This is a genomic window from Brachybacterium paraconglomeratum (assembly GCF_039541415.1).
GTDB lineage: Bacteria > Actinomycetota > Actinomycetes > Actinomycetales > Dermabacteraceae > Brachybacterium > Brachybacterium paraconglomeratum_A.
The window spans coordinates 218922-232067 of sequence record NZ_BAABGE010000004.1 but is presented as its reverse complement, the minus strand read 5'-3'; the positions used below and the strand labels follow the sequence as shown (position 1 = coordinate 232067).

The window sequence follows — 13146 nt, the reverse complement described above, 5'->3', positions numbered from 1 at the left end:
ACTCAGTCGTTTCGTCGAGCCTGTCATACCTCGCCGCTGTGAGTGAGGGGAGGACGTCCCTTGCCAGCAGTTTCCACCGCGGGGAGTCGATCACACGGTGCTGGCCGACGAGTTCGCGGAACGACCGTGCCCGCCCACGATGCCGCTCTGGGGAAGGTCCGAAGATCCCGAGCCTTCCCGCTCCCGCCACCGTAGTCTGGTCCTCAGACCTGCCCGGCCCCGTGCCCGGGCGTTCGAGAAACCAGTGGAGGACGACGATGTCAGCCGAGAACCCGGACCTTGCGATCGCTCAGGCGGCGACCCTGCAGCCCATCACCGAGATCGCAGAGAAGGCCGGAGTGCCTGCCGAGGCGCTGGTGCCCTACGGCTCCTATAAAGCCAAGGTCGACGTGCGCAAGATGACGCCGACGGGAACCACGGGGAAGCTCATCCTGGTCTCGGCCATGTCCCCCACCCCGGCGGGTGAGGGCAAGTCGACCACCACGGTGGGTCTGGCCGACGCCTTCTCGTTGCAGGGCCACCGCACGATGGTCGCGCTGCGCGAACCTGCGCTCGGACCGATCATGGGGATCAAGGGCGGCGCCACCGGCGGCGGTCACGCACAGGTGGTCCCGATGGAGGACATCAACCTCCACTTCACCGGAGACTTCCATGCGATCCAGATCGCGAACAACACCCTCGCGGCCCTGGTCGACAACCACCTCCATCAGGGCAATGCCCTGAACATCGATCCCCGCCGTATCCAGTGGAAGCGCGTGGTGGACGTCAACGACCGCGCCCTGCGGAAGATCACGATCGGCCTGGGTGGCCCGACCCAGGGCGTCCCCCGCGAGGACGGCTTCGACATCGTCGTCGCCTCGGAGATCATGGCCGTGCTGTGCCTGTCCACCGATCTGCATGACCTCGAGGCCCGCATCGACCGCATCGTGCTGGGCTTCACCTATGACCGCAAGCCCGTGAGCGTCGCGGATCTGGGCGTGGGCGGCGCGGTGACGATGCTGCTCAAGGACGCTCTGCTGCCGAACCTGGTCCAGACCCTCGGAGGGACCCCGGCGCTCGTGCACGGCGGGCCCTTCGCGAATATCGCCCACGGCTGCAACTCGCTGGCCGCGACCCAGCTGGCGCTGTCCCTCGCGGACATCACCGTCACCGAGGCCGGCTTCGGCTCCGACCTCGGCGCGGAGAAGTTCCTGGACATCAAGGCACGGCTCGGCGGCCTCTCCCCCGACGCTGGCGTGGTCGTCGCGACCGTGCGCGCGCTGAAGATGCACGGCGGGGTCGCGAAGGATGAGTTGGCGACCGAGAACATCGACGCCGCCCTGGGCGGCACCGTGAACCTCGCCCGCCACGTGCAGAACATGCGCAAGTTCGGGATCGAACCGGTCATCGCGCTGAACCGCTTCCCCACTGACACCGAGGCCGAGCTCGATGCGGTGCTCGACTGGGCGAAGGAACAGGGATTCCGAGCCGCGCTCTCGGAGGTCTGGGCGAAGGGCGGCGAGGGCGGCCTCGCGGTCGCCGAGCAGGTGCTCGCCGCGATCGAGGAGGACGCCCCCGACTTCCGCCACCTCTACGACCCGGCCGCGGGGATCGAGGAGTCGCTGCGCACCCTGGCTCGTGAGATCTACGGGGCCGACGACGTGGTCTTCGAGGACCGTGCACCGGCGCAGCTGCGGATGCTGAAGCGGAACGGCTGGGACACCCTGCCCGTCTGCGTCGCGAAGACCCAGTACTCGTTCTCCGACGACCCCAAGGCGCTCGGTGCCCCCACCGGGCATGTGCTGCATGTGCGGGATCTGGTGCCGAAGATCGGGGCCGGCTTCGTGGTCGCGATGACCGGCGCGATCATGACGATGCCCGGGCTCCCCAAGGAACCGGCGGCGCTGCGGATGGGCGTCACCGAGGCCGGGGAGTCGATCGGCCTGTTCTGAGCTCGCGGCCCACGGGCCGGGCCGGGCGGGTCGACGAGCCGGAGAGCGGGCCGGGCCGGGCGGCGGCGCTTCCCTACCTGTGGTCGCGTTCGGCGACTTCCTCGGCCTCGAGCTCGGTCTCGTCGTCGAGGTCGATATCGATGATGTCCTCGTCCTCGACCTCGGCTGCCCGTTCCTCCGGGTCCACCCAGTTGGTATCTGTGAGCGGCTCGACGGTCTCAGTGACCACGTTCTCGGGGAAGCGATCGACGTCGCCGTCGGCCATCCCCCGATGGTCATCGCCCTCCTCGTCGATGAAGCCGTCCTCGTCATCGTCGTCATCGTCGGAATCGGCCAGGCGAGGACTGAGCTCATCGATCGCGTAGTCGCCACCGCGCACGAAGCCTCGACGGAAGGCGGCGCGGCCCACCATCACGCTGGCAACCGGCACGGTCAGCATCTGAGCCAGCAGCACCACCAGCAGGAAGGCGGCCAGGGACCAGGACCCCGCGTACAGCGCCGCACCGGAGAACACCAGCATCAGCCCCAGCACCTGCGGCTTGGACGCCGCGTGGATGCGCATCAGCACGCCGTCGAAGCGGTTGAGCCCGATCGCGGAGACCACTCCCAGCAGCACGCCGCCGGCGATCAGCACGGCGGCGATGATCTCGATGGCCGTCATCGGGGCTCCTCCGTCGATCCATGGCGAGATGCGCGGCGGCGCTCATCCTCGAAGCCGCGCGAGCCCGGCTGTGCACCGAACCCCTGCTCGTCCCCGTCGTCGAACGGCTCCGGCGGGTGCGAGTCCTCGCGCTGATCGCTCGGCTGACTCTGCTGGCCCGGCTGATCCGCCTGGCCCTGCTGCCCCTGCCGGTCCGGCCGGCCCGACTCCTCGAGCGGCTCTCCCGGGGAGAGCGGATCCTCGAGCGGTGCCTCGAGCGGTGCCTCGAGCGTCAGCGGGTCCTGGGACTCGTCCGAGAGGAGGGTGTTGTCCGGGCCAGGCGACTCGTTCGGGGTCGGATCCCAGGCCTCGGAACTGAAGGGATCGAGGTGAACCGCCTCATGGGGGCCGGTGTCCGTATGCGGTTCGTCGGCATGGTGCGGGCGTCGGCCCTGCATCGGGTTCTCGCGGGGCACGAAGCGTGCGAAGGTGACGGTGCCGATGAAGGCAAGGCCCGTGAGCGCCAGCATCGATGGCCCGGCCCACGCCGCCTCGGAATGGGCGGCGTAGAGGGCCATGCCCATCACCACGAGCGTGACCAGGGAGTCGCTGGAGATCGCACGATCCAGAATCGTCGGCCCCACCACCATCCGGTAGACCACACCCAGCGCAGCGGCCGCGAGGATGGCGGCGAAGATGACCAGCAGGATCTCGAAAGTGCTCATCGCAGACCCGCCTCCTCCAGGACCTCGCGGCGGCCGACGGCCCACAGCAGCCGCTCCTCCTGGGCGCGGACCTGTGCCCGTGCCTTCTCGACCTCTTCGGGCGTGCCCGCATTGAAGGTGTGCAGGAACAGCATGCCGGTGGCGCGCTGCGCCTCGACCACCACGGATCCCGGGATCAGGGTGCACAGCACGCCGGTGAAGGTCAGGAAGAAGTCCGAGCGCGAGGCCATCCGCACGGCGATCACCGAGCTCGGCGGCTGGGGTCCGGGGCGCAGCGAGTGGTACCCGACCTGAACAGCGGAGACCACCACGTCGTAGAGGAAGCGTGCCGCGAACAGGAGGAAGCGCACCGGGCGCAGGGTCAGCTCGTGGCCCGTCGGCGGCATCGGGAACAGCACGAAGACGAGGACGGCGACCGCGGCGCCACCCAGCAGGTTCTTGAGATCCACACCGCCCCACAGCAGGCACCACAGCGCCACCGAGACCAGTGCCCAGATCCATGAATGTCGAAGATCTTTGAGGCGTCGGAGGATCATTCGTCCACCTCCTTGCCATCGCCATCGCGTCGCTGCCCGGCATCATCGATCCGATACTGCAGGTCCGCGGCGGCCTCGTCACCGAGCACGGCGCTCACGTAGGGGGTGCGCTCGAGGATGGAGCTCGCCGCATTGTCGGCGTAGGTCATGATCGGGCCGGCCAGCACCGTGAGCACCAGGGAGAAGGCGATCATCGCAGCGGTCGCCCCGCCCATCACCTTGGGCAGGGGGACATCACGGGCGATGATCTCGGCGCTGGGCTCCTGCCAGAAGGCGCGGTTCCAGATCTTCGCGATCGCATACAGCGTGAGCAGGCTGGTCAGGACGCTGATGACGATGAGGATCCAGCCTGCGGTGCGGTTGTACTCGATACCCGCCTCGATCAGTCCCACCTTGCCGATGAAGCCGGAGAAAGGCGGGATTCCCGCGAGGTTCATGGCAGGGATGAAGAAGAGCACCGCGATCACCGGGGCGAGCTTCTGCAGCCCGCCGAGCTTGATCAGGTTGGTGGTCCCGCCACGGTGCTCGATCAGGCCCGCCGCGAGGAACAGCGTGGACTGCACGGTGATGTGGTGGGCGACGTAGTAGATGGTTGCCCCCATCCCCAGCTGCGTGCTCATCCCGATGCCGAACAGCATGTAGCCCATATGGGAGACCAGCGTGAAGGACAGCACTCGCTTGAGGTCCGTCTGTGCGACGGCACCGAAGATGCCGATCAGCAGGCTCAGCGCCGCCGCGGCCAGCAGCAGGTTCTGGATCTGGGAGGCGGGGAAGAGCAGGGTCTCCAGGCGCAGGATCGCATAGATGCCGACCTTGGTGAGCAGGCCCGCGAACACGGCGGTGACCGGGGCAGGGGCGGTCGGATAGGAGTCCGGCAGCCACGCGCTGAGCGGGAAGATCGCGGCCTTGATCCCGAAGGCCACCAGCAGCATCAGCTCCAGCACCATCCGGATACCGGGGTCCAGTCCATCCAGGCGCACCGCGAGCTCGGCCAGGTTGACGGTGCCGGTCGCGGAGTACACGGCGGCGATCGCGGCCAGGAAGATGACCGAGCTCAGCAGGGAGACGATCACATAGGTCGTGGCGGCGCGCACCCGGCTGGCGGAGCCGCCCAGGGTGAGCAGCACATAGCTCGCCGCCAGCAGCACCTCGAACCCGACGTAGAGGTTGAACAGGTCTCCGGCGAGGAAGGCCATCGACACGCCGGCCACCAGCGCGAGGTAGGTGGGGTGGTAGATCGCCACCGGTGTCCGCTCGGTGTTCTCGCTGACCGTCTGCGCGCTCGAGTACACCAGCACTGCGAGGGTGACGAAGCTCGAGACCAGCAGCATCAGCGCGGTGAGACGGTCCGCGACCAGCACGATCCCCAGCTGCGGGGTCCAGTTGCCGATCTGCAGGACCAGCACGCCTTCCTGCGAGACGTAATAGCCCAGCACCAGGGAGACGATGAAGATCGCCGCCAGGGTGAGGATCGCGACCCAGAGCTGGATCCGGGTGTAGTGACGCAGCAGCAGGGTGAACGCCGCGCCCGCCAAGGGGAGCATCACCGGCAGGGCGAGCAGGAGTTCGATGCTCATGCCTCACCCCGTCCATCAGTATGTTCGCGGTCGGTGTCGGTGGCGGGGCCCGCGCCGGGAATGCGGCCCATGTCCTCGGTGCTCTGCGGAGCCGCGGCAGGCCCTCCAGGGGCCGGGTCGCCGGGTCGCTGCCCACCCTTGTCGGTGCGGCGCCGGCCGGCCCTCGGGGGCCGCGGGGCACCTCCTTCGTCGGCCTCGGTGGCATCCTGCGGCACGTCCTCGGCGCTGGTGAGGTCCGAGCCCAGCGGATCCTCGTCCTGGTGGGCGAGCAGTCCTTGGGACTGTGCCAGTGCACCGCGCCGGGACTCCTCGGTGAGCGCCTGGGACCAGGGCAGGTGCTCGGACTCCTCGGTGCGGCGCCGGCGCCGACGCAGCACCCGCCGATCCTCGACATCGTCGGGGACCTCGTCATGTCCGAAGAGCTGCCAGGCCCGGTAGGCCAGGGCCATCCCGAAGGCGGTGATGCCGAGCGAGATCACGATCGCGGTGAGCACCATCGCGAAGGGCAGCGGATCGGTCATCTCCGCAGGGTCGCCGCTGCCCTCGAAGGGCGGCAGCCCGGGCTTCCCGGCGGCGATGATGAACAGCACGTTCACCCCATTGCCCAGCAGCACGAAGCCCAGGATGATCCGCGACAGGGTGCGCTCGAGCATGAGATAGACGCCGCAGGAGATGAGCACCCCGGCGATCAGGAGCAACGAGAGGCTAACGGGCATCGATCTCGGCCTCCTGCTGCTGGTCGATCTGCGATCCCAGGGACCGCAGGAAGTCGAGCATCACACCGATGACCACCAGGTAGACCCCGATGTCGAAGATCAGTGCGCTGGGGAAGTGCAGCTCTCCGAGCAGCGGCACGTCCACCACCGGGGTCGCGGTGGCGAAGACGGTGCCGCCGAAGAGGATCGGGAGCACCCCCGCCAGGACCGCGATCGCCATCCCGGCGCCGAGCACGAGGCCCGCCTGCACCGGCGCCGCCTCGCTCAGCTCGTACCGGCCGCCCGCGATATAGCGCAGGGCCAGGGCGAGGCCGGCCACCAGCCCGCCGGCGAAGCCGCCACCAGGCAGGTTGTGCCCGGCCATCAGCAGGTACACCGAGAACATCATCATCAGTGGGAAGGCGAGACGAGTGATCACCTCGAGCATCACCATGCGCCGCTCGGGCGCGAGGGTCAGCCCTGCGGAGAGCCAGGTCCGCCAGCGGTTGCCGCCGGAGACGTCATCCGGGCGGGCATCGAAGTCCAGCGCGTTCTGCGGCAGCTCGGAGTCCATCCGTCGGGGCCAGATCGAGGTCTTGGAATCCAGATCGCGGACTCGGGAGATGGGCCGTTCCCGGCGGGTGACGAAGATCAGCGAGGCCACCCCGGTCGCCACCACCAGCAGCACGGAGATCTCACCCATCGTGTCCCAGACACGGGCATCGACCAGGGTCACGTTGACCACGTTGTGGCCACCGCCGATGGTGTACGCGGGCTCGATCAGGCCCCGTCCCAGCGCCTCGCGATAGCGGGCGTCGGCGGCATAGAGGGTGCCTCCGCACAGCACCACCGCGGTCGCGATCGCGATCCCCCAGCGTCCCCAGGCACCGATGCGCAGGGGCCGGCGGGAGAAGTGGATCGGCAGGCGACGGAGCACCAGCACCAGCACCACGGTCATCGCGGTCTCGACCAGCACCTGGGTGGTGGCGACGTCCGGTGCGCCCGCGACCAGGAACAGCAGGGCGACGCTGTAGCCCGTGACCGTGATCAGGAAGACGGCGCGCAGACGCCGACGGGAGCGGGCGGCGCCGACGGCCGCGAGGGCCGCCACCGGCAGCACGATCAGCTCGAGCGGATGCTGGAAGAGCACCAGGTTGTCCGGCAGCGGCGCCTGGGTCACGGCGACCGGCCCGACCAGCGCGATCAGCACCACCAGCATCGTGCCCAGGGTGTAGGGCAGGGAACCTCGCTGGAACAGCGCGGTGGCCGCGATCGACAGCGCGTCGGTGCCGCGCAGGATTCGACGGAAGCCGCGCTCCGCGTCGAAGGCTTCGAGCAGGCCGCCGTCGGCCCAGCGCTGCGGGGAGACCCGCTTCTGGAGTTTCGCGAACGGCTTGGCGAGCAGGGCCAGCCCGATACCGAGGCCGAGAGTCACCACGGAGGCGAGCAGCGGGACGCCGAGATGCGGGATCACCACCAGGTGCACGCCTGGTCCCGTCTCGGGCAGCACCGAGGAGTAGGTGCGCAGCACCTCCTCCAGCGGGCCGGCGGTGACGGCGAGCGCCACGGAGAACACCGCCACCAGCGCGGGCGGCAGCCAGTAGAGCACCGGGATCTGAGGCTTCTGGACCCGCGGCGCACCCGGAGCGGGCCCGAAGGCGCCCCAGACGAACCGCCAGGAGTAGGCGACGGTGAGGATCGAGCCGGCGATCAGGGAGATCAGCAGCAGCCGCTGCCAGCCGCCCACATACCAGAGCGCGGAGTAGATCGACTCCTTGGCCACGAATCCGTACAGCGGCGGCACCGCGGCCATCGACGCGGCCGAAACAGTGCCGATCACGGCGACCACCGGCGCCACCTTGCCCACTCCGGACAGGACGCGCAGGTCACGGGTGCCGAATTTCTTGTCGATGATGCCGACGACCATGAACAGCGGCGCTTTGAACACCGCATGCGCGATCAGCATCGCGAGTCCTGCGAGCACGGCATCGTGCGTGGCCAGGCCGGTCACCGCGGCGAGGAAGCCCAGCTGGGAGACGGTGCCATAGGCGAGCAGCAGCTTGATATCCGTCTGCCGCAGCGCGCGCCAGCCGCCCACCAGCATGGTCGCCGCACCGACGGCGGCCAGGATCATCGTGACCACTTCGAGGTGGGTCAGCGCCGGGGCCATCCTCAGGATCAGGTAGATCCCTGCCTTCACCATCGCCGCAGCGTGGAGGTACGCCGAGACCGGAGTGGGGGCGGCCATCGCGCCGGGGAGCCAGAAGTGTGTGGGCAGCAGCGCCGACTTGCTGGTCGCTCCAGCCAGGATCAGCACCATCGCGGTGACGAGATACGGGCCGGCCTGCTCCCACATCGGATCGCCGACGATCACCGAGAGCCGCATCGACCCGGCCTGCGAGGCGACCATCAGCAGGCCCACCAGCATCGCCAGGCCACCGGCGGTGGTCGAGATCAGGGCGTTCAGAGCAGCACGCCGCGAAGCCTGCTTGTCCTGATAGTGACCGATCAGGAGATAGGAGAAGACGGTGGTGAGCTCCCAGAAGGTGTAGAGCACCATCACGTCGTCCGCGAGCACCAGGCCCACCATCGCTCCCGCGAAGGCGGTCAGCACGCCGGCGAAGCGGCCGAGGCCGGGTTCGGTGTCCTGGAAGTACCGCGCGCAGTAGAGCAGCACGATCGCGCCGATGCCGGTGGCGATCAGCGCCAGCACCCAGCTCAGCGGATCCAGCCGGAAGGCCAGGTCGATGCCGAAGGCGGGGATCCAGGGGATCGACTCCACCAGCGGGGCGTCCGCCAGGGCCCGGGGATCGATCGTCGCGAGCCAGAGGGCCGAGGCGCCCGGCACCACGGCCAGCGGGTAGAAGGCGTTGCGGCCGAGCCATCGCACCAAGAGGGGTCCCACGAGCGCCGCCACCAAATGGGCGAGCAGCATCGTGAACACGCAAGTCTCCAACCGGTGGAGGGGAAAGGGGCCGATGACATCCTACGGGAGCCGGCTCCCCCATTCCTGAATCCGGGACTTCGCCCCGCACAGATCACCGTACGGATCACGGACTGAGCCGCAGGCACCCCCACCGCTCCGTAGAGTGAGCGCATGGCCACCATCTCGGACTCGGGGGCGCACGTGTCCGCTCCCCGCCTCGCGCGCCCGCCCGTCGTCTCCTTCTCCCTGTGGGATGGAGGGATGTCCGCCTTCAGCTCGGTGATCCTCACCTTCGTGTTCGCGACCTATGTCGCCAGCGCCGTGGCCTCTGAAGGCGCGGTGGGCGAGGAGGCCATCCAAGCTGCCCAGGCCCACGGCTCCCAGGTGCTGACCACCTGGCAGTCGATCGGCGCGGTGGCGGTCGCGCTGCTCGCCCCGCTGCTGGGGAACCTCGCCGACCGCGGAGGTGCGCGCAACACCCTGCTGCGCATCACCACCCTCGCCACCGTCGTGGTGGTCGCCCTGATGCCCCTGGTCGCCCTGGACTCCGACTACCTGATGCTCGGCGCGGCCCTGATCGCGCTGGCCGTGGTGTTCAGCGAACTCGCCGGGGTGTTCGTCAACTCGGTGCTGCCGGAGATCTCCACCCCCGCCAATCGCGGCCGCATCTCCGGCACCGCGTGGGCGGTGGGCTACTGGGGCTCGATCGTGTGCCTGGGCATGGTGCTGGTGCTGTTCGTGATGCCCGGGACCGGACTGCTCGGGATCACCGGCGAGAACGGGTGGAACTACCGGGTGATCCCGCTGTTCGTCGCCCTGTGGATCCTGGTGGGCACGATGCCGCTGATGCTGCGGGCCCCGAAGCACCCCGCCTCCGCTCCGGGGGAGAAGTGGAATCCCTGGCAGGGCTATGCGCACATCGTGCGCCGCGTGATCCGCGCCTTCAAGGAGGAGCCGATCATGCTGCAGTACCTGGTCGCCTCGGCCATCTATCGCGACGGGTTGGGAGCCGTCTTCTCGATCGCCGGCGTGCTGGCCGCGAACGCCTACGGCTTCTCCTTCACGGAGATCATCATCTTCGGCATCGCCGCGAACCTGGTGGCCGGCGTCGGGGTGTTCCTCGGTGGTCGCGTGGACGACCGCGTGGGCCCCCGCCCCGTGATCATCGCCGGCTCCCTCGGGGTGATCGTGCTGGGCCTGGTGGTGCTGTTCTTCAGCTCGAGCCTCGTGTTCTGGGTCGCCGGCCTGGCGATCTGCCTGTTCGTCGGCCCCGTGCAGTCGGCCTCGAGGAACCTGCTCACCCGGCTCTCGCAGCCCGGTCGGGAGACGGAGAACTTCGGTCTCTACGCCACCACCGGTCGTGCGCTGGGCTTCCTGGGCACCGCCGCTTTCGCCGCGACGGTCGCGATCTCGGGCGAGACCCGCACCGGGATCCTGGGGATCGTGCTGGTGATGGCAGTGGGGCTGATCGCCTTCGTGCCGATCCGGCTCGGCGCTGCGGGGCGAGCCCCGGCCGCGTCTTGAGGTCGCGGGCTCCTGCCCCGACAAGCGGGGCGGAGCCCGACGGCTCGGGTCGCCCTCAGCCGAGATCGGCGGGATCGACCAGGAACCCCTCGAGGTCCACGATGTAGCCGCCGACGCTCTCGATGAGGAGTCCTGCGATCATACCGATCCGCCGGTAGGCGTGCTGCCACCGCTCGGCGACCTCGGCCGAGGGGACGTCGACCGCGTCCTCCTCAGGGTCTGCGGTGAGGTGCACCAGCTGGTACTCCACGGCGTCATCGAGCCAGTCCAGCGCGGACAGGGCCGCAGGACGAGAGCTGAGCCCCACCCTGACCGAGATCTCCTCCCCCGCCGGCAGCGGGATCGAGGCGCTGTATCCGGAGCGGGCGACATGCTCGGGGACGTCGTCGAGTGCGATCTCCGGCTCGAGCGGGGTGAGCAGCTCCACCAGGGACTCCGGTGCGAGCGCGTGCGCGCTCACCACGCCCAGGTCACGGATCTGGAAGGGATGCGGCTCGAGCCGCACACCGCCGTCGGTCACCACCGCGCCGTAGAGCCGCCGACCCAGCGACCAGGCGAGGTCCAGCGCCCTGCGCTCCGCCCCGAACGGCATCCCCTCGGGGAAGGCCCGGCCGTAGCCGTGGGAGTCCCCCATCCCCTCGGGCAGCGGCACCTCCCGCTCGCGCGGGGTCTCCAGATCCCATCGCCCTGCGCCGCGCGGCGAGCGGTCCGGCACCAGGCGCACCTGGTCCTCGAGCTCGATCGCGCCGTCCTCGTCCTCGACCGCGTCGGGGAGCACGTTGCGCACCATGGTGAGCACGTCACCGGGGTCGGTCTCGCGGGGCAGCTGCAGACGATGCCGGGTGCGGCTCTGCTCGCCGCTCGGCGACGAGAGCCCGAGGCTCGACGGGGGGACCGAAGCGGTCACTGCTCCTCCTCGACAGGGATCAGGGTGCGATGGAAGTTCTGCGCGGAGCGCGACGGGGTCGGGCCGCGCTGGCCCAGGTAGCGGTTCAGATTCCCGGCGCTGCCGTAAGGGCGCTGGGAGGGGCTCGAGAGCTGGAAGAAGCACAGCTGCCCGATCTTCATCCCCGGCCAGAGCGCTACCGGCAGGGTCGCCATGTTCGACAGCTCGAGGGTGATGTGGCCCTGGAAGCCGGGGTCGATGAAGCCCGCCGTTGAATGGGTGAGCAGGCCCAGCCGTCCCAGCGAGCTCTTTCCCTCGAGGCGAGCGGCGACGTCATCCGGCAGAGTGATCTGCTCATAGGTCGAGGCGAGCACGAACTCCCCCGGGTGGAGCATGTACGCCTCCTCGGGATCGACCGCCACCTCGCGCGTGAGATCGGCCTGCTCGAGCGCAGGATCGATCATCGCGTGCTTGTGGTTGTCGAAGAGGCGGAAGAAGCGGTCGATCCGCACATCCACCGAGGCGGGTTGGATCATCTCGTCATCGAAGGGGTCCAGGCGTACCCGCCCGGCCTCGATCTGGGCTCGAATATCGCGATCGCTCAGCAGCACGGCGCCCAGACTAGTCCCCTCGCGCCGGCGAGGGCACAGCGTCCCAGCATCGGCGCCGCGGGAGTCACGGCGTCGCCGGCGACACACACGGCGCCGCCCACGACAGTCCCGGCGTCGCCTGCGGCGAAGTGGTGCCCGTCGGCGGAGCGACAGCCGTCGACGCCGGAGGAGGCCCTGCGCCCCGCCCGGAGGGGGTGAGGCGCCGGTTGGCACAGCGCCGCCGGAAAGGGGTATGCTGATCCGCGTTGCTCGAGCGGCGGCGGTCCTCCGGGACAGCAGGCCAGGTCGGGCGGCATATCGCGGGTGTAGTTCAATGGTAGAACTTCAGCTTCCCAAGCTGATAGCGCGGGTTCGATTCCCGTCACCCGCTCCACGCCTCACGGCATTCCCCAGACGCCGACCCTCACGGGTCGGCGTTCTGCATCTCCATGGTTATGTCGATCTTCACGGAAGTGTAAGAATGCGGCATGCCCAAGATCATCGGAGGATCCCTCGAGGAGCATCGCGAGCGCACGCGGGAGAAGATCTTCGCCGCCCTCGCCGAGCTGCTCGAGACGCAGTCGTTCGAATCGGTCACCTTCTCCCGCATCGCCACTGCGGCCGGAGTGGGGCGTACAGCGATGTACAACCACTTCCCCGACCGCGAGACGCTCCTGGTCGAGTACGCGATCCATGAGACGACGGACTACATCTCCCAGCTGCGCGCCGGGGTGAGCGATTCCGCGACCCCTCGTGATGCCGCGATCGCCTACGTGCACACCCAGCTGGACCTCACCGTGTCCTTCCATGTCCCGCAGACCTCCGGCGGCGCGAGCCTCACCCCGGAGACGGCTGCCCGCATGCGCGACCATGTGGTGCTGATCGAGGACGTGCTGCGCACGATCGTCACCGAAGGCGTGGCCGGCGGTGACTTCGCCCCTGATCTCGACGTGGATGCGACGGTGCGCATCATCAACGGGCTGCTGGTGGGATCCTCTGCCAAGCGTTACTCCCGCGCGGCGCTCGAGAGCTTCGTCCTGCGCGGCCTGGGCGTCGCCGAGGGCACCGGCGACTGACGTCAGCGCGGCACCCCTGAGCAGGACAGAAAGCCCGAGC

General features: G+C 69.1%; 11 protein-coding genes and 1 tRNA gene. 4 read left to right on the top strand and 8 right to left on the bottom strand.

What is annotated here, in order from left to right; all coding sequences use genetic code 11:
• Positions 1–257: 257 nt before the first annotated feature.
• A complete protein-coding gene (locus tag ABD893_RS05570) occupies positions 258–1931 on the top strand; it encodes a formate--tetrahydrofolate ligase (protein WP_345076596.1) in 1674 nt (557 codons plus the stop codon).
• 73 nt (positions 1932–2004) lie between these two features.
• Here the strand turns inward: ABD893_RS05570 and ABD893_RS05565 are convergent, their stop codons facing one another.
• The 6 genes from ABD893_RS05565 to ABD893_RS05540 are packed head-to-tail and all read right to left on the bottom strand — an operon-like array spanning position 2005 to position 9039.
• On the bottom strand, positions 2005–2592 hold the full coding sequence (locus ABD893_RS05565; RefSeq protein WP_345076593.1) for a cation:proton antiporter: 588 nt from the start codon (positions 2590–2592) through the stop codon (positions 2005–2007).
• Positions 2589–3296, bottom strand: coding sequence for an MrpF/PhaF family protein (locus ABD893_RS05560; protein WP_345076590.1), 708 nt, complete (start codon positions 3294–3296; stop codon positions 2589–2591). The genes ABD893_RS05565 and ABD893_RS05560 overlap by 4 nt, the downstream gene beginning before the upstream one ends.
• A complete protein-coding gene (locus ABD893_RS05555; protein ID WP_345076587.1) occupies positions 3293–3832 on the bottom strand; it encodes a Na+/H+ antiporter subunit E in 540 nt (179 codons plus the stop codon). Before ABD893_RS05555 ends, ABD893_RS05560 begins: the two co-directional genes overlap by 4 nt.
• Entirely contained in the window at positions 3829–5409 is a 1581-nt protein-coding gene (locus ABD893_RS05550) for a Na+/H+ antiporter subunit D (protein ID WP_345076584.1), read from the bottom strand. The genes ABD893_RS05555 and ABD893_RS05550 overlap by 4 nt, the downstream gene beginning before the upstream one ends.
• Entirely contained in the window at positions 5406–6125 is a 720-nt protein-coding gene (locus ABD893_RS05545) for a Na(+)/H(+) antiporter subunit C (protein WP_345076581.1), read from the bottom strand. The genes ABD893_RS05550 and ABD893_RS05545 overlap by 4 nt, the downstream gene beginning before the upstream one ends.
• The gene (locus ABD893_RS05540) at positions 6115–9039 is read right to left on the bottom strand and encodes a Na+/H+ antiporter subunit A (RefSeq protein WP_345077735.1); all 2925 of its coding nucleotides are present in this window, start codon (positions 9037–9039) and stop codon (positions 6115–6117) included. The genes ABD893_RS05545 and ABD893_RS05540 overlap by 11 nt, the downstream gene beginning before the upstream one ends.
• 162 nt (positions 9040–9201) lie before the next feature.
• Between ABD893_RS05540 and ABD893_RS05535 the strand changes: the two genes are divergently transcribed.
• Positions 9202–10554, top strand: coding sequence for an MFS transporter (locus tag ABD893_RS05535; RefSeq protein WP_345076578.1), 1353 nt, complete (start codon positions 9202–9204; stop codon positions 10552–10554).
• 55 nt (positions 10555–10609) lie between these two features.
• Here the strand turns inward: ABD893_RS05535 and ABD893_RS05530 are convergent, their stop codons facing one another.
• Both ABD893_RS05530 and dcd read right to left on the bottom strand, forming a co-directional pair.
• Complete coding sequence (locus tag ABD893_RS05530; protein WP_345076574.1) at positions 10610–11461, bottom strand: hypothetical protein; 852 nt, start codon at positions 11459–11461, stop codon at positions 10610–10612.
• Positions 11458–12051: a dCTP deaminase gene (gene dcd, locus ABD893_RS05525; RefSeq protein ID WP_345076572.1), complete on the bottom strand. Its 594-nt coding sequence runs from the start codon at positions 12049–12051 to the stop codon at positions 11458–11460. The genes ABD893_RS05530 and dcd overlap by 4 nt, the downstream gene beginning before the upstream one ends.
• Before the next feature lie 299 nt (positions 12052–12350).
• Between dcd and ABD893_RS05520 the strand changes: the two genes are divergently transcribed.
• Positions 12351–12424 (top strand) — tRNA-Gly (locus ABD893_RS05520).
• A 94-nt stretch (positions 12425–12518) separates the two neighbouring features.
• On the top strand, positions 12519–13106 hold the full coding sequence (locus tag ABD893_RS05515; RefSeq protein WP_345076570.1) for a TetR/AcrR family transcriptional regulator: 588 nt from the start codon (positions 12519–12521) through the stop codon (positions 13104–13106).
• Positions 13107–13146: the final 40 nt, after the last annotated feature.